This window comes from Cupriavidus numazuensis, assembly GCF_905397435.1.
GTDB lineage: Bacteria > Pseudomonadota > Gammaproteobacteria > Burkholderiales > Burkholderiaceae > Cupriavidus > Cupriavidus numazuensis.
The window spans coordinates 25,050-44,811 of sequence record NZ_CAJPVI010000020.1 but is presented as its reverse complement, the minus strand read 5'-3'; the positions used below and the strand labels follow the sequence as shown (position 1 = coordinate 44,811).

Annotated in this window: 17 protein-coding genes; 15 read left to right on the top strand and 2 right to left on the bottom strand. The window is 65.0% G+C overall.

All coding sequences use genetic code 11. The features are described 5' to 3' along the window. Window positions 1-4: 4 nt before the first annotated feature. Entirely contained in the window at window positions 5-553 is a 549-nt protein-coding gene (gene bamE / locus KHO41_RS17235) for an outer membrane protein assembly factor BamE domain-containing protein (RefSeq protein WP_211954491.1), read from the top strand. Window positions 554-627: 74 nt separating this feature from the next. Here the strand turns inward: bamE and metG are convergent, their stop codons facing one another. Continuing rightward, the gene (gene metG, locus KHO41_RS17230; protein ID WP_211954490.1) at window positions 628-2,694 is read right to left on the bottom strand and encodes a methionine--tRNA ligase; all 2,067 of its coding nucleotides are present in this window, start codon (window positions 2,692-2,694) and stop codon (window positions 628-630) included. A gap of 309 nt (window positions 2,695-3,003) precedes the next feature. Then, window positions 3,004-3,642, bottom strand: coding sequence for an OmpA family protein (locus KHO41_RS17225; protein ID WP_211954489.1), 639 nt, complete (start codon window positions 3,640-3,642; stop codon window positions 3,004-3,006). A gap of 355 nt (window positions 3,643-3,997) precedes the next feature. On the opposite strand from KHO41_RS17225, the gene apbC reads away from it, so the two are divergent. The 14 genes from apbC (at window position 3,998) to KHO41_RS17155 (ending at window position 19,086) form a co-directional block, all read left to right on the top strand. Then, the gene (apbC, locus tag KHO41_RS17220) at window positions 3,998-5,086 is read left to right on the top strand and encodes an iron-sulfur cluster carrier protein ApbC (RefSeq protein ID WP_211954488.1); all 1,089 of its coding nucleotides are present in this window, start codon (window positions 3,998-4,000) and stop codon (window positions 5,084-5,086) included. Window positions 5,087-5,097: 11 nt separating this feature from the next. Beyond that, complete coding sequence (locus tag KHO41_RS17215; protein ID WP_211954487.1) at window positions 5,098-5,610, top strand: DUF3305 domain-containing protein; 513 nt, start codon at window positions 5,098-5,100, stop codon at window positions 5,608-5,610. A gap of 18 nt (window positions 5,611-5,628) precedes the next feature. Beyond that, window positions 5,629-6,192, top strand: coding sequence for a DUF3306 domain-containing protein (locus KHO41_RS17210; RefSeq protein WP_211954486.1), 564 nt, complete (start codon window positions 5,629-5,631; stop codon window positions 6,190-6,192). 99 nt (window positions 6,193-6,291) lie between these two features. Beyond that, window positions 6,292-8,445 (top strand): 4Fe-4S binding protein, encoded by a 2,154-nt coding sequence (locus KHO41_RS17205; protein WP_211954485.1) that lies wholly within the window; start codon window positions 6,292-6,294, stop codon window positions 8,443-8,445. Between the two features lie 34 nt (window positions 8,446-8,479). Continuing rightward, the gene (locus KHO41_RS17200; protein ID WP_211954484.1) at window positions 8,480-9,112 is read left to right on the top strand and encodes a TorD/DmsD family molecular chaperone; all 633 of its coding nucleotides are present in this window, start codon (window positions 8,480-8,482) and stop codon (window positions 9,110-9,112) included. Between the two features lie 144 nt (window positions 9,113-9,256). After that, window positions 9,257-9,472, top strand: a complete 216-nt coding sequence (locus KHO41_RS17195) for a formate dehydrogenase (RefSeq protein ID WP_211954483.1) — start codon at window positions 9,257-9,259, stop codon at window positions 9,470-9,472. Window positions 9,473-9,549: 77 nt separating this feature from the next. Beyond that, window positions 9,550-12,579 (top strand): molybdopterin-dependent oxidoreductase, encoded by a 3,030-nt coding sequence (locus KHO41_RS17190; protein ID WP_211954482.1) that lies wholly within the window; start codon window positions 9,550-9,552, stop codon window positions 12,577-12,579. A 29-nt stretch (window positions 12,580-12,608) separates the two neighbouring features. Further along, window positions 12,609-13,280, top strand: a complete 672-nt coding sequence (gene fdh3B / locus KHO41_RS17185; RefSeq protein WP_211954481.1) for a formate dehydrogenase FDH3 subunit beta — start codon at window positions 12,609-12,611, stop codon at window positions 13,278-13,280. Next, window positions 13,277-13,513, top strand: coding sequence for a hypothetical protein (locus KHO41_RS17180; protein ID WP_211954480.1), 237 nt, complete (start codon window positions 13,277-13,279; stop codon window positions 13,511-13,513). Before fdh3B ends, KHO41_RS17180 begins: the two co-directional genes overlap by 4 nt. Before the next feature lie 40 nt (window positions 13,514-13,553). Then, window positions 13,554-14,747: a formate dehydrogenase subunit gamma gene (locus KHO41_RS17175; RefSeq protein ID WP_211954479.1), complete on the top strand. Its 1,194-nt coding sequence runs from the start codon at window positions 13,554-13,556 to the stop codon at window positions 14,745-14,747. A 33-nt stretch (window positions 14,748-14,780) separates the two neighbouring features. Next, a complete protein-coding gene (locus KHO41_RS17170) occupies window positions 14,781-15,107 on the top strand; it encodes a hypothetical protein (RefSeq protein ID WP_211954478.1) in 327 nt (108 codons plus the stop codon). A gap of 68 nt (window positions 15,108-15,175) precedes the next feature. Next, the gene (locus KHO41_RS17165; protein WP_211954477.1) at window positions 15,176-16,006 is read left to right on the top strand and encodes a formate dehydrogenase accessory sulfurtransferase FdhD; all 831 of its coding nucleotides are present in this window, start codon (window positions 15,176-15,178) and stop codon (window positions 16,004-16,006) included. A gap of 85 nt (window positions 16,007-16,091) precedes the next feature. Continuing rightward, a complete protein-coding gene (gene dcd / locus KHO41_RS17160; protein WP_029046089.1) occupies window positions 16,092-16,658 on the top strand; it encodes a dCTP deaminase in 567 nt (188 codons plus the stop codon). Between the two features lie 157 nt (window positions 16,659-16,815). Further along, entirely contained in the window at window positions 16,816-19,086 is a 2,271-nt protein-coding gene (locus KHO41_RS17155; RefSeq protein WP_211954476.1) for an arginine/lysine/ornithine decarboxylase, read from the top strand. The last annotated feature ends 676 nt before the right edge of the window (window positions 19,087-19,762 follow it).

Genomic DNA, 19,762 nt, shown 5'->3' with positions numbered 1-19,762 from the left:
CGCCATGGGACTGTTTGCTTCCTTGCTTGCCTTGTTCGGCTGCGACCAGCAGAAGGTCGACGAGGCCATGAAAAAGGCCGGCGACACCGCGCGCGCGACGTGGAATTCGGTCAAGCCTGACAGCCAGCTGTTCAAGGGCATCGAGCCGGGGCAGTCGACGGAGGAGGACGTGCTGCGGCAGGCGGGCAAGCCGGATATCGTCTGGGAAGAAGAGAACGGCGCGCGGCGGCTGGAGTATCCGCGCGGGCCGGAAGGTGCGACGACGTGGATGGTGACGATCGGTGCGGATGGCAGGGTCATGCGCATCGAGCAGGTGCTGACTGCGGAGAACTTTGCGCGCGTGCGGCCTGGGATGAACCAGGATCAGGTCAGGCGTATGCTGGGCAAGCCGACCAAGGTCGAGAAATTCGCGCTGAAGAAGGAAGAGGTTTGGGGCTACCGGTGGTGGGAGTCGTCGCAGGAGAAGGCGTTCTTTAATGTGCACTTCAATCCTGAGGGGGTGGTGACGACGACGTCGCGCAGCGACGATCCTTCTCGCATGCAGGGCGGGTGATAGCTCCGAGACGATAAAGAAAAACGGCGGCTGCCTGGAGGGCGCCGCCGTTTTTTTCCTGCCGTGCAGGCAGATCAGCCGATCCGCATGCCGGGCACCGCACCGCTGTGCGGCTCCAGGATGTAGAGCCCCGGATTGGCCTTCTCATCAGCGGCCGAAGCAGCCAGCACCATCCCTTCGGATACGCCAAACTTCATCTTGCGCGGTGCCAGGTTGGCGACCACCACGGTCAGCTTGCCGACAAGCTGCTCCGGCGTGTAAGCGGACTGGATGCCGGAGAACACATTGCGCGTGCGGCCTTCGCCAAGGTCCAGCGTCAGCTGCAGCAGCTTGGTGGAGCCTTCGACCTTCTGGCATTCCACAATCTTGGCAACCCGCAGATCGATCTTCGCGAAGTCGTCGATCGTGATGGTGTCGGCGATCGGCTCGATCGAAGCGGCCGATGCCGCGCCGGCGGCGGGCGCCGTCGCCTGCAGCGATTCCCGGTTCGCGGCCAGCAGCGCATCGACCTGCTTGGCATCGACGCGCGTCATCAGGTGCTGGTACGCCTGCACCGGGCTGGCGGCCGACAGCTGCTTGTCGATGGCGCGCCAGTCCAGCGGCTCGACGTTGAGGAATCGCTCCACGCCGGCGGCCATGGTCGGCACCACCGGCTTCAGGTAGACCGTCAGCAAGCGGAAGGCTTCCAGCGACACCGAGCAGGCGGCGTGCAGCGCCGGGCGCTTGGCCTCGTCCTTGGCCAGTTCCCACGGTTTTTCGGTATCGACGAAGGCGTTGACGGCGTCGGTCAGTTCCATCACCTGGCGCAGTGCCTTGCTGTACTCGCGTGCTTCGTACAGTTGGGCGATCTGCGGGGCGGCTTCGCGCAGTTGCTTGAGCAGCGGGTGGGCCAGTGCGGCTTCATCGACCTTGCCTTCGAATCGCTTGACCAGGAAGCCCGCGGCGCGGCTCGCGATGTTCACGTACTTGCCGATCAGGTCGCTGTTGACGCGGGCGATGAAGTCGTCCAGGTTCAGGTCCAGGTCTTCCATGCTCGCGTTGAGCTTGGCGGCGAAGTAGTAGCGCAGCCATTCCGGGTTCATGCCGGTATCGATGTAGCTCTGCGCGGTAATGAAGGTGCCGCGCGATTTGCTCATCTTGGCGCCATCGACCGTCAGGAAGCCGTGAGCGAACACGTTGGTCGGCGTGCGGTAGCCCGAGAAGCGCAGCATGGCCGGCCAGAACAGCGTGTGGAAGTACAGGATGTCCTTGCCGATGAAGTGGTACTGCTCGGCCGTGGAGTGCGGGCCGACCCAGGCGTCGAAGTCGATGCCCTTCTTCTCGGCCAGGTTCTTGAAGCTCGCGTAGTAGCCGATCGGCGCGTCCAGCCACACATAGAAGTACTTGCCCGGCGCGCCCGGGATCTCGAAGCCGAAGTACGGCGCGTCGCGCGAGATGTCCCAGTCCGACAGCGTCGAGGCTTCGCCTTCGCCGCCAAGCCATTCCTGCATCTTGTTGGCCGCTTCGGGCTGGGCCAGGTCGGCCACCCACTCGCGCAGGAAGGTTTCGCAGCGCGGGTCGGACAGCTTGAAGAAAAAGTGCGTGGACGACTTGCGCACCGGCGTGGCGCCCGAGACGACCGAGTACGGGTTCTTCAGGTCGGTCGGCACGTAGGTGGTGCCGCAGACTTCACATGAGTCGCCGTACTGGTCCTTGGCGCCGCACTTCGGGCACTCGCCCTTGATGAAGCGGTCCGGCAGGAACATGTTCTTGACCGGGTCGTAGAACTGCTCGACCTCGCGTTCGGCGATCAGGTCGTCGGCCTTCAGGGCCAGGTAGATCTTTTCGCACAGCTCGCGGTTTTCCTCCGCGTCGGTGCTGTAGTAGTTGTCGAACGACACCAGGAAGCTGTCGAAATCGCGCTTGTGCTCGGTCCAGACGCGGTCGATCAGCTGCTTGGGCGTGATGCCTTCCTTCTCGGCGCGCAGCATGACCGGCGTGCCATGGGTGTCGTCGGCGCCGACGTAGTAAACCTCGTTGCCCATCATGCGCTGGAAGCGCACCCAGATGTCAGTCTGGATGTACTCCACCAGATGGCCGATATGGATCTGGCCGTTGGCATATGGCAGGGCAGATGTGACGAGGATACGACGTGCGGTCATAAAAAAGAGCCAGTGGGGGTGACGGGGAAGCGTTCGGACGGGCGGCTACGGCGGAGCCGGGCGCCAGGTGCGAAAGGGCTATTCTAGCAAGCACCGCGTCACAGGGCCGGCATTGTGCATGGCGAAATCCCGTGGATTGTCGAGTGCTCGCGTAGGCACTCGTTGTGTCGCGGCCAAAAAAAAGCGCCGGTCAGCGCCGGCGCAGCTTTCCACAACGGAAAAGGAGGAGAAATCAGGCACCGCCCGGGAGGTCAGCCACCTATCGCGAGCCAGCAACGGTGGCAAGCGGTACCTGTCTCTATGACTGGGTCATCCCTGAATTGGTTTCAAAAAAATTTCGACGCGGCGATTTTGTGTCCGTCCAGCCTCGGTAGCGTTGTCCGCGACAGGCTGGGTCTGGCCCCGGCCCTCGGCCGACAGGCGGTTCCGCGAGACGCCGCGATCACCCAGGTAGGCCGCCACGCTCTGGGCGCGCCGCTGCGACAGCTGCATGTTGTACTGCGCGTTGCCGGTGCTGTCGGTATGGCCCACGACGTTGGCGATCACGTCCTGGTGCTGGCCCAGCGTCTGGGCGACCTGGTCGAGCACCGAGCGGAACGACGGCTTGATCGTTGCGCTGTCGGTATCGAACGTGACCTGGCTCGGGATGTTGACCTTGAGCGAGCCGTCCGGCTGCTCGGTGATCTGGGTGCCGGTGCCGGCCGTGTCCTTGTTCAGCTTGCCGCGGATAGCGTTCCAGTTGTAACCCGTGGCACCGCCGACCGCGCCGCCCACGGCTGCGCCAACCAGTGTGCCGGTGGTGTTACCGCCGATCAGGTTGCCCAGCCCCGCGCCCACGGCAGCGCCCACGCCGGTCCCGACGGCCGTGTGGGTCTGTTGTTCGGTGGCGCAGCCGGCGGCCAGAAGCGTGGCCGCGGCGAGCGAGACGGTGGCGAACTTGAATTTCATGCTTTCTCCTTCTGAAGATCCCGTAGAAGTATTCTTGCCTGCTGCAACCTAGATGGTAACGCCGATAGTAACGCGCTGCGCACCCGGCGCCTGCCGACGCCGTGCATGCAGCGGGCAGGGCAGAGCCCCGTGCAGCACCGGGGCACTACAATATGGATATGGCGGCGCGAGCACAAGTGCAAGCTTGTGAGAGTTGTAAATGTCTGTAATCCCACAGAAAGTTCGCACAGCGCGCACCGCGAAAACCCATAAGGCACGCAAGGGTTTGCAGGCTGATTCGCGGACCTGATGGCCGCTGCTTCATACTTTGATACATTAGCCTGTCCCCACTATCTACAAACAAGCGGAGTTTGTCTTGAGCCTCAGCACTGAACAGGTCACGGAAGTCCTGCGCACGGTCATCGATCCCAATACGGGCAAAGATCTGGTGTCCACCCGCTCGGCCCGGAATATCCGGGTCGACGGCGGCGACGTGTCGCTCGAGGTGGAACTCGGCTACCCGGGCAAGAGCCAGTTCGAGCCGATTCGCAAGCTGGTTGTTGCTGCGGTGCGTCAACTGCCTGGCGTCAGCAATGTCAGCGTCAATATCAGCATGAAGATCGTCGCCCACGCAGTGCAGCGTGGCGTCAAGCTGCTGGCGGGCGTGAAGAATGTGATTGCCGTGGCGTCGGGCAAGGGCGGTGTGGGCAAGTCCACCACGGCGGTCAACCTGGCGCTGGCGCTGGCGGCCGAAGGCGCGCGCGTGGGCATGCTGGACGCCGACATCTACGGCCCGAGCCTGCCGATGATGCTGGGCATCGACGGCCGCCCCGAATCGTCCGACGGCCAGACCATGGAGCCGCTGGAAGGCCACGGCCTGCAGGCCAACTCGATCGGTTTCCTGATCGAGCAGGACAACCCCATGGTGTGGCGGGGCCCGATGGTGACGTCGGCGCTGGAACAACTGCTGCGCCAGACCAACTGGCATGACCTGGACTACCTGATCGTCGACATGCCGCCGGGCACCGGCGACATCCAGCTCACGCTGTCGCAGAAGGTGCCGGTCACGGGTGCCGTGATCGTCACCACGCCGCAGGATATCGCGCTGCTCGATGCCAAGAAGGGCCTGAAGATGTTCGAGAAGGTGGGGATTCCCATCCTGGGCATCGTCGAGAACATGGCGGTGTACTGCTGCCCGAACTGTGGCCACGTCGAACATATCTTCGGCCAGGGCGGCGGCGAAAAGATGTGCGCCGACTACGGCGTCGACCTGCTGGGCAGCCTGCCGCTGAACCTGTCGATCCGCGAGCAGGCGGACTCGGGCCGCCCGACGGTGGTAGCCGATCCCGACAGCCCGGTGGCGGAGCTGTATCGTGGCATCGCGCGCAAGGTCGCCATCAAGGTGGCCGACAAGGCTCGCGACATGACCAGCAAGTTCCCCAGCATCGTCGTGCAGAACACCTGAGGCCCTGCGCCATGGAAACGCCCACCCCGCAAGCCCGCCCCGCCGTCACCATGGCGGTGGTCATGCGCAGGGTGGCGCTGGCCAGCCGCTGGCAGCCCTGGAAATGGGAGCTCGAGGCGGTCTGGCCGGACCTGGGCGAATTCGGCACCGTGCCCATGTGCCTCGAACAGGACGAGCACGGCGCACGCTGGCTCTATCCGGGCTTCGAGGTCGTGCTGTTCCATGACCAGGGCGAAGGCTACTACCTCAATCTCACCTCGACGCAGCCCTGCTGGTTCGTGCACTGGCGCATGCAGGAAGATGTGCCCGCCGAAGCGGCGCGCCCGGTGCCTGTGACGGTCTCGCTGTCGTACAACGAGGCCGGCCGCTGGCTCGACGCCGGCGAAACCGTGGAAAACGTGCCGCTGACGCCCGACCAGCGTGACTGGCTGCAGGCCTACGTCGACCAGAACTACCGCCCCGAACCGAAGCAGCGCCGCCGGCCCGAGTCGTTCAAGGCGCCGGAGGATCGCGCGCGATACTGATACTGACGGCCGCCTGCCATGAGCGAATCGTCTTTCCTGTCACGCTGGTCGCGCCGCAAGGCCGCGGTGCGGGAAGGCGATGTCGTGCCGGACGAACCCGAGGCACCCGATCCGGCACTGCCTGCGCAGGTGCCGGACGCTGCCGTGCAGACACCGGCAACCGCGGCTGAAGTACCTGCCGAGTTGCCATCGTTGCCGACCATGGCCGACGTGGCCCTGCTACAGCCTGGCGATAACATCGCGCGCTTTGTCGCACGCGGCGTGGACGAGGGCGTCAAGCGCGCCGCGCTCAAGACTCTGTTTGCCGACCCGCACTTCAATGTGATGGACGGGCTCGATACCTATATCGACGACTACGGCAAGCCTGACCCGATTCCCCCCGACGTGCTGCGGCGCCTGCGGCAGTCGGAGGCGCTGGGATTATTCGACACCGAGGAAGCGACCGAAGCGACGGACGCCGCAGAACTGCCGGCGGCACAGGCAGCAGCCCTGCCGGATGCCGCCCCGGATGATGCCGACGACGCCGACACGTCCGGATCCGCCGCTCCGCCAGCGGAACCGGGGCCGGATAAACACGCGTAGCCCCGCGGCAACTGCCGCGCCTAGAATAGGACTCCCCATGAACTCCCGGCCTGCAGACCCTCGCAAGAAGGGCATCCGGGCCGGTCAGCCGCATTCGCCATGCCGACGCTGATTTGCAGTTGCAATGAGACCATGCCGCTTGACGGGGCGGCGCTGTCGCAAGCCCATGGTGGCCCGCTGAAGGTCCACCGCCTGCTGTGTCGCCGGGAGATCGGCGATTTCAAGGCGGCGCTCGACGGCACTGACGACGTGATCGTCGCCTGCACGCAGGAACGCCACCTGTTTGCCGAGGTGGCCGCACAGGCCGCGCGCGGCGACAACGGCCGCGCCGTGGTGGTCGCGCCGGTGCGCTTCGTCAATATCCGCGAGACTGGCGGCTGGTCGCAGGGCGCGAAGCGCGACCCGAAGACCGCCAACGCCAAGATTGCCGCGCTGCTGGCAGTCGCCGCGCTGCCTGAGCCGGACCCGGTCCCCGTGGTGGACTACCGCGCCGAAGGCGCCGTGCTCGTGATGGGCCCGGCCGATCGCGCGTTGCCGTGGGCCGAACGTCTGGCGGCGATGTCGTTGGAAGTCACCGTCCTGCTGTCGCACGGCGACACTCAGGTGGCATCGGCTGCCGCGCCGGCGGAGCGTGCGTGGCCAGTGCACAGCGGAACGCTACGCGCGCTATCCGGCTGGCTGGGCGCGTTCGAGGCCTCGTGGGAGACCGGCGCGGGCCGCGGCAACCCGATCGACCTCGACCTGTGCACGCGCTGCAATGCCTGCATCGAAGCCTGTCCCGAGCACGCGATCGACTTCAGTTACCAGATCGACATGGATCGCTGTCGTGCCCACCGCGATTGCGTGCGCGCCTGCGGCGCGGCGGCCGCGATCGATTTCGACAGGCCGGCGGCGGTTGCGGAGGGCCGCTTCGACCTGGTCTTCGACCTCAACGACACGCCCGCCTTCACCATGCACCAGCCGCCGCAGGGCTACCTGCACGCAGGCGGCGATGCACTGCGCCAGCGACAACAGGCGCTGGCCCTCACTCAGCTCGTGGGCGAGTTCGAGAAGCCGAAGTTCTTCCGCTACAAGGAAAATATCTGCGCCCACGGCCGCAACCAGACCACCGGCTGCACGGCCTGTATCGACATCTGTTCGACGCAGGCGATTCGCTCGCAATGGCATGACGGCAAGGGCCGCATCGAGGTCACGCCGAATCTCTGCATGGGCTGCGGGGCGTGTACCACGGTCTGCCCGAGCGGGGCGATCAGCTATGCGTATCCCGGCCCCGAGGTGCTGGGCACACGCCTGCGCACGCTGCTGTCGGCGTATCGCTCGGCAGGTGGCCGCGACGCCGTGGTGCTGCTGCATGGCGAAGAGACCGGCACGCCGGCCATCCTGGCGCTCGGCCGCGCCGCGCGTGCGGGACAGGCGCAGGGTGTGCCACCGAACGTGATGCCGGTGCCAGTGTTCCATCCGGCCGCGGCCGGGCTGGAGCTTTGGCTCGCGGCGCTGTGCTGGGGCGCGGCGCATGTGGCGATACTGCTGACCGGTGACGAGGCGCCACAGTACCGTACCGCCTTGCAGGAACAGATCGAGGTGGCGCGGACGCTGCTGTCAGGACTTGGCTACGAGGCCGGCGCGGTGTCGCTGGTCGAGGCAGCCGATGCCGCGTTGCTGGATGCCGGGCTTGCCGCGCTGCGGCCCGCCCGCCACGCCTTGCCACCCGCGCCGTTCGGTGCGGTGGCCGCCAAGCGCGAGATGCTCGACTTCGTGCTCGACCACCTCGTGCGGCATGCGCCCGTGCCGGCCGACACCGTGCCGCTGCCATCCGCCGCGCCGATCGGCGCAGTGGTCGTGGATACCGCAAGCTGCACCCTCTGCATGGCCTGCGTGGGCGCTTGCCCGACCCAGGCACTGCGCGACAACCCGGAGCGGCCGGTGCTGGGTTTCCTGGAGCGCAATTGTGTGCAGTGCGGCCTGTGCGAGAAGACCTGCCCGGAACATGCGATCACGCTGATGCCGCGCCTGCTGGCCGGCGAGGCTGCGCGGCGCACTGTCACGCTCAACGAGGCGCAGCCGTTCCACTGCGTGCGCTGCGCCAAGCCGTTCGGCACGGCGCAGATGGTGGAATCGATGCTGGTCCGGCTGGCCGGGCATCCCGCCTTTGCCGGCGCTGCCGCCGAGCGGCTGAAGATGTGCCCCGACTGCCGCGTGATCGACATGATGGAGCGTGATCCCGGTGCCATTAGCGGCGCCACGCTTCGATAAGCGTTTGGAGCCCCACCAAAAATTTCATCACGACATGACAGATTTTCAGCCCATCCAGCTCACAGCCGCGGCGCCCGCCGGCGACGCCGAGGACATTGCCCGCGCCGACCTGTACGGCCTGCTGGCCACGCTGTTCTACCGCGCGCCGGATGCGGCGCTGCTCCATCACATCGCCGCCAACCGCGCGCACGGCGATGATGCGGGCACGGTACTGGGCCGAGCCTGGAATATGTTGTGCGATGCGGCATCGACCACGAGCGAGGCTGAGGCGCAAGAGGAATACCAGGAACTGTTCCAGGGCGTCGGCCGCCAGGAAGTGTTCCTGTACGGCTCCTTCTACCTCACCGGTTTCCTGAACGAGCGCCCGCTGGTGGCGCTGCGCGACGACCTGGCCCGCTACGGGCTGGTCCGGCACGACGGTGTCAGCGAGACCGAAGACCACGTGGCCACGCTGTGCGAGGTGATGCGGTTCCTGGTTGCCGGCGAAGACGTGGGCGTTTCCAACCTTGGCGAGCAGCAGCGTTTTTATGCGCAGCACATGCAGCCATGGATCGCGAAATTGTGCGATGCACTAAGCGGGCATCCGCGAGCGCGCTTCTATCGCAGCGTTGCCGAACTGATGCAGGCCTTTGCGGACGTCGAGGCTGTGCAGCTCGAAATGCATTGATCGGATGGGTGGGCATGCCTCTCCGAAATAGGGATTAACCCGGTAACGGCATGGTCTTTCAGCTATCTTGCACCTAGAATATGCATAACAACGCATAACGGCTGAATCATCGGCAACGCAGTGCCGAACCGAGGAGTGCCCCACATGAAAGAGAAGCAACCCAGGGTCGCGCGCCGCACGTTTCTTGCGGGCGCTGGTGTTGTCGCTGCCGCCGCCGGCGCAGCGTCGCTGACGGCGCGGGGTCCGGCCGCGCCAGCCGGGATTGCCGCGATTCCCGAGCCTTCCGACGCACCGTCGGACAACAAGGGCTACCGCGTTTCCGAACACATTCGCAAGTACTACCGCACCACCCTCGTGTAAGCATGCGGGCGCGCCGGCAACGCGGCGCCGCCATTCCGCATGGGCTGAACAGCTGCTTTCCTCTGCTGAGGTGAGACATGATCTTGACCCGCAAACGCGCGGCGCAGGGCGCATCGACCCGACTCGCTGATGGCCTGGCACAGGCCAGTTCGACATCGGCACCAGGCCGGTTATCCACGCGACTTGCCGCAGGGCTGGCCGGCGCCATGCCGACCATGGACCGGCGCAGTTTCCTCAAGCGTTCCGGCATCGGTGTCGGGGTGGGCCTGGCCGCTTCGCAACTGACGCTGCTGCGCAAGGCCGACGCCGCCGACGACAAGACCGTCGCGGCCGCGGAAGGCAAGGGCGGCATCGTGGTGAAGCGTACCGTGTGCGGCCACTGCTCGGTCGGCTGCGCGGTCGATGCGGTGGTGCAGAACGGCGTGTGGGTGCGGCAGGAACCGGTGTTCGACTCGCCCATCAACATGGGCGCGCACTGTGCCAAGGGCGCCGCACTGCGCGAGCACGGCCATGGCGAGTACCGCCTGAAGTACCCGATGAAGCTGGTCAACGGCAAGTACCAGCGCATCGGCTGGGACCAGGCGCTCGACGAGATCACCGCGAAGATGAAGGAGATCCGCCAGCAGACCGGTCCCGATTCCCTGTTCTTCGTCGGCTCGTCCAAGCACAGCAACGAACAGGCTTACCTGATGCGCAAGTGGGTGTCGTTCTTCGGCACCAACAACACCGACCACCAGGCGCGCATCTGCCACTCGACGACCGTGGCCGGCGTGGCTAACACCTGGGGCTACGGGGCGATGACGAACTCGTACAACGATATGCAGAACGCCAAGGCGGCGCTGTATATCGGCTCCAATGCGGCCGAGGCGCACCCGGTGTCGATGCTGCACCTGCTGCATGCGAAGGAGAATGGCTGCAAGGTGATCGTGGTGGACCCGCGCTACACGCGCACCGCGGCCAAGTCCGACCACTATGTGCGCATCCGCTCGGGCACCGACATCGCCTTCCTGTTCGGGGTGCTCTACCACATCTTCCAGAACGGCTGGGAAGACCCGAAATACCTGCAGGACCGCGTCTACGGCATGGACAAGGTCAAGGCGGAAGTGCTGGCCAAGTGGACGCCGGACAAGGTCGAGGAAGTCTGCGGCGTGCCCGAGGCGCAGGTGAAGATGGTGGCCGAGATCATGGCCAAGAACCGGCCCAGCACGCTGGTCTGGTGCATGGGCCAGACGCAGCACACCATCGGCAATGCGATCGTGCGTGCGTCGTGCATCGTGCAGCTTGCGCTCGGCAACATCGGTGTGTCGGGCGGCGGCGCCAACATCTTCCGCGGCCACGACAACGTGCAGGGCGCCACCGATGTCGGCCCCAATCCCGACTCATTGCCGGGCTACTACGGCCTGGCTACGGGCGCGTGGAAGCATTATGCGGCGGTGTGGGGCGTGGACTACGAATGGATCAAGAAGCAGTTCGCCTCGCAGGCGATGATGGAGAAGTCCGGCACGACCGTGTCGCGCTGGATCGACATCGTCACCGAGAAGAACGAACTGATCGACCAGGACAATAACGTACGCGGCGTGTTCTTCTGGGGCCATGCCCCGAACTCGCAGACGCGCGGCCTGGAAATGAAGAAGGCGCTGGACAAGCTGGACCTGCTGGTCGTGATCGACCCATACCCGTCCGCGACTGCCGCCATGGCCAACATGCCGCCGGCGGAAGGCGAGAAGACCAACCCGAACCGCGCGGTCTACCTGCTACCGGCCTGCACGCAGTTCGAGACTTCGGGTTCCTGCACGGCCTCCAACCGGTCGTTGCAATGGCGCGAGAAGGTCATCGAGCCGCTGTTCGAGTCGATGCCCGACCAGACCATCATGCAGGCCTTTGCCGACAGGCTTGGCTTCGGCAAGGAGTTGTCGAAGAACCTCAAGCTGATCGAGGTCAAGCGTGCCGGACGGACCTGGATGGAGCCGGAGCCTGAGTCGATCCTGCGCGAGATCAACCGCAGCAACTGGACCATCGGCTACACCGGCCAGTCGCCGGAACGGCTCAAGGCCCATATGCGCAATATGCAGATGTTCGACGTGAAGACGTTGCGCTGCAGTGGCGGCAAGGACGCCGCGACCGGCTATGACCTGACCGGCGACTACTTCGGACTGCCATGGCCGTGCTATGGCAATCCGGAACTCAAGCACCCGGGCTCGCCGAACCTGTACGACACCAGCAAGCATGTGATGGATGGCGGCGGCAATTTCCGCGCGAACTTCGGCGTGGAGCGCGATGGCGTCAACCTGTTGGCCGAGGATGGTTCCTGCTCGAAGGGGGCCGAGATCACCACCGGCTATCCGGAGTTCGACCACGTGCTGCTCAAGAAGCTCGGCTGGTGGGACGACCTGACCGACGACGAGAAAAAGGCCGCCGAAGGCAAGAACTGGAAGACCGACCTGTCGGGCGGCATCCAGCGCGTGGTGCTCAAAGTCCATGGCTGCCATCCGTTCGGCAATGCCAAGGCGCGCGCCGTGGTGTGGAACTTCCCCGATCCGATTCCGCAGCACCGCGAGCCGCTGTATTCGACGCGGCCCGATATGGTCGCCAAGTACCCGACCCACGACGACAAGATGGCGTTCTGGCGCTTGCCCACGCTGTACAAGACCGTGCAGCAGCGCAACATCGAAAACAAGGTCTACGAGAAGTTCCCGATCATCCTGACCTCGGGCCGCCTCGTGGAGTACGAGGGCGGTGGCGAGGAAACGCGCTCCAACCCGTGGCTCGCCGAACTGCAGCAGGAGAACTTCGTCGAGATCAACCCGCGTGCGGCGTCCGACCGCGGCATCCGCAACGGCGACTTCTGCTGGGTGAAGACGCCGACGGGCGCACGCATCAAGGTGCGCGCGCTGGTGACCGAGCGCGTGGGGCCGGACACCGCCTTCATCCCGTTCCATTTCTCGGGCTGGTGGCAAGGCAAAGACCTGAAGGACTACTACCCGGACGGCGCGATGCCGATCGTGCGCGGGGAAGCCGTCAACACGGCCACCACGTACGGCTATGACTCGGTGACGATGATGCAGGAAACCAAGACCACGATCTGCCAGATCGAACGCTTTGCCTGAATGCACGACATTGATCGCAGGATGACACCATGGCCCGCATGAAATTTATCTGTGACGCCGAGCGCTGCATCGAATGCAACAGCTGCGTCACCGCCTGCAAGAACGAGCACGAGGTGCCATGGGGCGTGAACCGGCGCCGCGTGGTCACGGTCAACGACGGCATGGTCGGCGCCGAGAAGTCGATCTCGGTCGCCTGCATGCACTGCTCGGATGCGCCCTGCATGGCGGTCTGCCCGGTCGACTGCTTCTACCGCACCGAAGATGGCGTGGTGCTGCACGACAAGGACGTGTGCATCGGCTGCGGCTACTGCTCGTACGCGTGCCCGTTCGGCGCGCCGCAGTTCCCGTCCACCGGCACCTTCGGCGTGCGCGGCAAGATGGACAAGTGCACATTCTGCGCGGGCGGGCCGGAGAAGAACGGCTCGGAGGCCGAGTTCGAGAAATACGGCCGCAACCGCCTTGCCGAAGGCAAGCTGCCGCTGTGCGCGGAGATGTGCTCGACCAAGGCACTGCTCGGCGGCGACGGCGACGTGATTGCCGACATCCTGCGCAACCGCGTGATCAAGCGCGGCAAGGGCGGCGACGTGTTCGGCTGGGGCACCGCGTACGGCACGAAGGGTGGTGCGCAGCAGGCACCGGCCGCGCCCGCTGCACCTGCCGCTCCTGGTCCGGCCAACGGCAACGGGGGGCAACCATCATGACGCGCATCGCAATGATGGCCGTGCTGGCCGCGGCCGGCGTGCTGCTCGCGGCCTGTGGCGAAAAGGCACAGACCGCGACCGCCTCGCACAAGAAGTCCGATGCGGCCGCCTGGCAGGGTGCGCCGGATGATCCCTTCGTCGTCAAAGGCTGGACCGTGGGCGACAAGACGAGCTGGCAGAACCAGATCCGCCAGCGCAATCAGCTGCAGAACGAATACAACCGCACGCCGTGACTGCGCAGCAGGCAGGGCGGGGCGATCCGAAGGAGCGCGTATGAGGCCCACGCAGAATCTTTGCCGCTGGCTGGCCGCCGCGCTGGTCTGGCTGGCATTCGCGAGCAGTGCCGTGCTGGCGCAGGCACCCGCTTCGGCGCCGCCAGCCCCTGCGGCCGCCGCGGCCGCACAGCCGGCGGACGCCAACAACCCGGCCACGCATCCCGCGCAGCCGCTGGCTGGCATTGCCTCGGAGAACATCTTCAACGTGCCGCGCCGTGATATCGCCGGCGAAGCGAAGTCGCAGCAGGACCGCTCGGTGACGCAGCCGGGCAACAACGCGCCGGTCTGGCGCGAGATCAATTCCGACCAGGCCCACTACAGCAGCCTGCCGGCCAAGGAAGCCGGCGTGCTGATCCAGCGGACCGGCCAGAAATGGCGGCTGTTTCGCAATGGCGTGATCACCGTATGGGGTGGCTGGCTGCTGGTCGTCGTGCCGCTCGCGATCCTCGGCTTCTTCGCCTGGCGCGGCACGATTCCGCTGCGCGAGCCACGCACCGGCCGCATGATCGAGCGCTTCACGCCGATCGAACGCATCGTGCACTGGACCATGGCGATCTCGTTCGTGCTGCTCGGCGTGTCGGGCATCGTGATGCTGTTCGGCAAGCATTTCATGCTGCCGATCATGGGGCACACGCTGTTCGGCTGGCTGAGCTACCTGCTGAAGAACATCCACAACCTGGCGGGACCGGTGTTCACGTTGTCGATCATCGTCGCCTTCGTGATCTTCGTGCGCGACAACCTGCCCAGCCGCGATGACGCCCGCTGGATCACGAGCTTCGGCGGGCTGGCCAGCGGCAAGCATGTGCCGACCGGTCGGTTCAATTTCGGCGAAAAGATGTGGTTCTGGGGCGGGCTGGTGCTCTTTGGTCTGATCCTGTCCGCGTCGGGCTGGGTACTCGACATGATCGTGCCGGGACTCGACTACTACCGCGCCACCATGCAGATCGCCAACGTGATCCATGGCATTGCCGCCGTGCTGATGATCGCGATGTCGCTGGGCCATATCTACATGGGCACCATCGGCATGGAAGGCGCCTACCGTGCGATGCGCGACGGCTGGGTCGACGAGGCCTGGGCCAGGGAACATCACGAACTCTGGTACGACGACATCAAGTCCGGGAAGATCCCGGCCCAGCGCTCGGCAACGCCGGAACCGGGCACCGCCGGGCGGCGCAGCCCGGGCGAGGCCTGAATTGTTGTCGACACGCTTTCACGGATCACGACCATGAAACGCATACTGATGCTGATTGCCCTGGCCGCCGGCACGCAAGCCGCGCTGGCCAAGCTGCCGGCGCCGACTGACGCCCAGAAGGCCAAGGCGGAGGAAACGAAAGCGCGTACGGCGTGGGCCGACAAGGTTGCCGCGTTCCAGCTCTGCAAGGCTCAGGACAAGGTCGCGGCGCGGTACTACGGCGACATGAAGACCAGCGGCAAGGGCACGCATGAGCCGGTGCAGACAGCTGCCTGTGCCGACCCAGGGCCGTTCGTGCCGCCCGAGGCACCAGCCACCCCGGCCGCCGCAGCAGTACAATCGACCGCAAAGGCGCCTTAACCTGCGCCCCATCGCTTGCCGGACCGGCGTGGTGGGGCAAACCTGAGTAGCCCCCGACTCCGCCATCCATGCCACTGCGTCCCGAACTGACTCACGCAGCTGTTCCCCTGATCGAAGAGGTCGAAGTCGTCGACGAGCTCGGACGCGCACGTCCGGCCTACCTGCCCGGCGAGCGCCCGCTGACGGTCTATCTCGACAAGCGTGAACTGGTCACGCTGATGACCCTTGGCGGCGCGCCCGAGCACCTCGTGCTCGGCTACTTGCGCAACCAGCGGCTGGTGGAATCGATCGAGGACATTGCCGCCGTGCAGGTCGACTGGGAAACCGAATCCGCCGCCGTGACCACCCGGACCGGCGTTGACCGCATCGAGGAGCGCACCGCGCGCCGCGTGGTGACGACCGGTTGCGGACAGGGCACGGTGTTCGGCTCGTTGCTGGACGAAATCGACAATATCCAGCTGCCCGCCGGTGCCACGCTCGACCAGGACACCCTTTACGGCATCGTCGACACCATCCGCCTGCAGCAGTCGGTGTACAAGCAGGCCGGTTCGGTGCATGGCTGCGCGCTGTTCCGCGGCAGCGAGCTGCTGATGTTCGTCGAGGACGTGGGCCGCCACAACGCGGTGGATGCGATTGCCGGGCGCATGTGGCTGGAAGACATGCGCGGCGACGACAAGGTCTTCTACACCACCGGCCGTCTGACCTCCGAAATGGTGATCAAGGGGGCGCAGATGGGGATTCCGTTCCTGCTCTCGCGCTCGGGCGTGACGCAGATGGGCTACCAGATGGCGCAACGGGTCAATATGACGCTGTTTGCGAGGTGCACGGGCAAGCACTTCCTGCTCTACACGGGCAAGGAGCGCTTTCACCATCGCCTGCCCGAGGAAATTGTCGCCTGAGCGCCACTTCAATTGAGGCCGGTGTGGGTGCGGATTGGTTGTACAATTCGGCGCACTCTCGCTAAGCGTTTACCCTCCCGACTCTATGAGCATCAAATCCGACAAGTGGATCCGCCGCATGGCGGAACAGCACGGCATGATCGAGCCGTTCGAACCCGGCCAGGTGCGGGAGGCTGACGGGCGCAAGATCGTGTCGTACGGCACTTCGAGCTACGGCTACGACATCCGCTGCGCCGACGAATTCAAGATCTTCACCAATATCAACAGCACCATTGTCGACCCGAAGAACTTCGACGAGAAATCGTTCGTCGATTTCAAGGGTGACGTCTGCATCATCCCGCCGAACTCGTTCGCGCTGGCGCGCACGATGGAGTACTTCCGCATCCCGCGCAGCGTGCTGACCATTTGCCTGGGCAAGAGCACGTATGCGCGCTGCGGCATCATCGTCAACGTGACGCCGTTCGAGCCCGAGTGGGAAGGCTATGTGACGCTGGAGTTCTCCAATACCACGCCGTTGCCCGCCAAGATCTATGCCGGCGAAGGCTGCGCGCAGGTGCTGTTCTTCGAAAGCGACGAGGTCTGCGAGACCTCGTACGCCGACCGCGGCGGCAAGTACCAGGGCCAGCACGGTGTCACACTGCCGAAGACCTGAGCGCATTACAATGCCGGCGTTTGCCGGAACGGCCAGCTCGCGATAGACGCGCGGGCGCCAAGACCTGACGTGAGAGCCACATGTCGCCGTAGCAGGGGAACCCCTGCCGGCCATGTGGCTCAGTCCTTTATGTCCTGCTTTCCATCAAGGATGCCCGATGAAATTCCGCTTCCCCGTCATCATCATTGACGAAGACTTCCGCTCCGAGAACATCTCCGGCTCGGGTATCCGCGCGCTGGCCGAGGCGATCGAGAAAGAGGGAATGGAGGTCATGGGCCTGACCAGCTACGGCGACCTGACCTCGTTCGCGCAGCAGTCCAGCCGCGCTTCGACCTTTATCGTGTCGATCGATGACGACGAGTTCGTGACCGCCGATGACCGGCCCGAAGCAGCCGCCATCGAGAAGCTGCGCGCGTTCGTCAACGAAGTGCGCCGCCGCAACACCGACCTGCCGATCTTCCTGTACGGCGAGACCCGCACCTCGCGCCATATCCCGAACGATATCCTGCGCGAGCTGCACGGCTTCATCCACATGTTCGAGGACACCCCCGAATTCGTGGCACGCCACATCATCCGCGAAGCCAAGGTCTACCTCGACACGCTCGCGCCGCCGTTCTTCAAGGCGCTGATCGACTACGCGCAGGATTCGTCGTACTCGTGGCACTGCCCGGGCCACTCGGGTGGCGTGGCGTTCCTGAAGAGCCCGGTGGGCCAGGTGTTCCACCAGTTCTTCGGCGAGAACATGCTGCGCGCCGACGTCTGCAACGCGGTGGATGAACTCGGCCAGCTGCTGGACCACACCGGCCCGGTGGCCGCGTCCGAGCGCAATGCCGCGCGCATCTTCAACTCGGACCACATGTTCTTCGTGACCAACGGCACGTCGACATCGAACAAGATGGTGTGGCACGCCAACGTGGCGCCGGGCGACATCGTCGTGGTGGACCGCAACTGCCACAAGTCGATCCTGCACGCGATCATGATGACGGGCGCGATCCCGGTGTTCCTGATGCCGACGCGCAACCACTACGGCATCATCGGCCCGATCCCGAAGAGCGAGTTCGATCCGGAGACCATCCGCCGCAAGATCGCCAACCACCCGTTCGCGAGCAAGGCGAAGAACCAGAAGCCGCGCATCCTGACGATCACGCAGGGTACCTATGACGGCGTGCTGTACAACGCCGAGCAGATCAAGGAGATGCTGGCGTCGGAAATCGACACGCTGCATTTCGATGAAGCCTGGCTGCCGCACGCGGCGTTCCACGAGTTCTACCACAACATGCACGCGATCGGCCGCGACCGTCCGCGCAGCAAGGACGCGCTCGTGTTCGCCACGCAGTCCACGCACAAGCTGCTGGCCGGCCTGTCGCAGGCCTCGCAGATCCTCGTGCAGGACTCCGAGACGCGCAAGCTGGACCGCTACCGCTTCAACGAGGCGTACCTGATGCACACCTCGACCAGCCCGCAGTACTCGATCATCGCCTCGTGCGATGTCGCCGCGGCCATGATGGAAGCGCCGGGCGGCCCCGCGCTGGTGGAAGAAAGCATCCAGGAAGCGCTGGATTTCCGCCGCGCCATGCGCAAGGTCGAAGGCGACTTCGAGGCCGGCAACAACGGCGACTGGTGGTTCAAGGTCTGGGGCCCGGACACGCTGAACGACGAGGGCATGCCCGAGCGCGAACAGTGGATGCTCAAGGCCAACGAGCGCTGGCACGGCTTCGGCGACCTGGCCGATGGCTTCAACCTGCTCGACCCGATCAAGGCCACCATCATCACCCCGGGCCTGGACGTGGACGGCGAGTTCAGCGACCGCGGCATCCCGGCGGCCATCGTCACCAAGTACCTGGCCGAGCACGGCATCATCATCGAGAAGACGGGCCTGTACTCATTCTTCATCATGTTCACCATCGGCATTACCAAGGGCCGCTGGAATTCGCTGGTGACCGAGCTGCAGCAGTTCAAGGACGACTACGACCAGAACCAGCCGCTGTGGCGCGTGCTGCCCGAATTCGTCGGCAAGCATCCGCAGTACGAACGCATGGGCCTGCGTGACCTGTGCGATGCCGTGCACAGCGTTTACAAGGCCAATGACGTGGCGCGCGTGACGACCGAGATGTACCTGTCGGACATGGAGCCGGCGATGAAGCCGTCGGACGCGTGGTCGATGATGGCGCACCGCGAGATCGAGCGCGTGCCGGTGGACGACCTTGAAGGTCGCGTTACGGCCATCCTGCTGACGCCGTACCCGCCGGGCATCCCGCTGCTGATTCCGGGCGAGCGGTTCAACCGCACCATCGTCCAGTACCTGAAGTTCGCACGCGAATTCAACAAGCTCTTCCCGGGCTTCGAGACCGATGTGCACGGGCTGGTGGAGGAAGAGGTTGATGGCCGCAAGGCGTATTTCGTGGATTGTGTGAAGCAGGGGAGCTGATTCACGCTGGCGTGTGCCGATGTAGGGATACGCTGGCCTGCTGTCTGGCAGGCCGGCGTTTTTTTATGGTTCTTCGCTGGAGTGTGTGGGGAGGGGGGCTTGGTTGGGGGCGGGTTATCGGTCTTGGCAGGCGGCGCTGTTTCGCCGGCGTAGCCGGCGAGTCACTTTTTGTCCGAGCGACAAAAAGTAACCAAAAAGCGCGTCGTTGCCGCTGGCCATCAATTCCACGGCGACAGTGGTTCAAACGGCTTTGGACGCCTGCGATGGTGGTCGGCCGTTCGACCCTGCTACGCCATGTGAGTCAGAACCTGTGCCTCGCGCGGCACGGCTTTTGGACGATCCCCAAGACGGACTCGGGTACAGCGTTTCAATAAGGTCAGTGGTGGGACGCCTTCGGCTGCGCTGCGCGCACGGCGTCGTCTGGGTGCAAGCTCATCAACCTCGCTGGCGCCCGAGGTCTGCATTCTTCTCGCCCCTCTCTCTACGCCGCTCATGCATTGGCAGGCATCGTCACCGAGGCGTGGTTCGCCCTGGGCCTGCGTGCCCAGACTAGAGCTCTGCGCGGAGCGCAGCCGAAGGCGATCACACGATGCCGCTAGCAGCAGGGTCCACAGACGCTTGCAGGGCTCGTTCAATCAGCGCTGTAATTCTGACCACGGTCGTGCCCCACGCGGCA

Bases quoted from the DNA above. Each gene is read 5' to 3' on its own strand.
- bamE (WP_211954491.1), top strand. From the start codon at position 5: ATGGGACTGTTTGCTTCCTTGCTTGCCTTGTTCGGCTGCGACCAGCAG.
- metG (WP_211954490.1), bottom strand. From the start codon at position 2,694: ATGACCGCACGTCGTATCCTCGTCACATCTGCCCTGCCATATGCCAAC.
- KHO41_RS17225 (WP_211954489.1), bottom strand. From the start codon at position 3,642: ATGAAATTCAAGTTCGCCACCGTCTCGCTCGCCGCGGCCACGCTTCTG.
- KHO41_RS17215 (WP_211954487.1), top strand. From the start codon at position 5,098: ATGGAAACGCCCACCCCGCAAGCCCGCCCCGCCGTCACCATGGCGGTG.
- KHO41_RS17210 (WP_211954486.1), top strand. From the start codon at position 5,629: ATGAGCGAATCGTCTTTCCTGTCACGCTGGTCGCGCCGCAAGGCCGCG.
- KHO41_RS17205 (WP_211954485.1), top strand. From the start codon at position 6,292: ATGCCGACGCTGATTTGCAGTTGCAATGAGACCATGCCGCTTGACGGG.
- KHO41_RS17200 (WP_211954484.1), top strand. From the start codon at position 8,480: ATGACAGATTTTCAGCCCATCCAGCTCACAGCCGCGGCGCCCGCCGGC.
- KHO41_RS17195 (WP_211954483.1), top strand. From the start codon at position 9,257: ATGAAAGAGAAGCAACCCAGGGTCGCGCGCCGCACGTTTCTTGCGGGC.
- KHO41_RS17190 (WP_211954482.1), top strand. From the start codon at position 9,550: ATGATCTTGACCCGCAAACGCGCGGCGCAGGGCGCATCGACCCGACTC.
- fdh3B (WP_211954481.1), top strand. From the start codon at position 12,609: ATGGCCCGCATGAAATTTATCTGTGACGCCGAGCGCTGCATCGAATGC.
- KHO41_RS17180 (WP_211954480.1), top strand. From the start codon at position 13,277: ATGACGCGCATCGCAATGATGGCCGTGCTGGCCGCGGCCGGCGTGCTG.
- KHO41_RS17175 (WP_211954479.1), top strand. From the start codon at position 13,554: ATGAGGCCCACGCAGAATCTTTGCCGCTGGCTGGCCGCCGCGCTGGTC.
- KHO41_RS17170 (WP_211954478.1), top strand. From the start codon at position 14,781: ATGAAACGCATACTGATGCTGATTGCCCTGGCCGCCGGCACGCAAGCC.
- KHO41_RS17165 (WP_211954477.1), top strand. From the start codon at position 15,176: ATGCCACTGCGTCCCGAACTGACTCACGCAGCTGTTCCCCTGATCGAA.
- dcd (WP_029046089.1), top strand. From the start codon at position 16,092: ATGAGCATCAAATCCGACAAGTGGATCCGCCGCATGGCGGAACAGCAC.
- KHO41_RS17155 (WP_211954476.1), top strand. From the start codon at position 16,816: ATGAAATTCCGCTTCCCCGTCATCATCATTGACGAAGACTTCCGCTCC.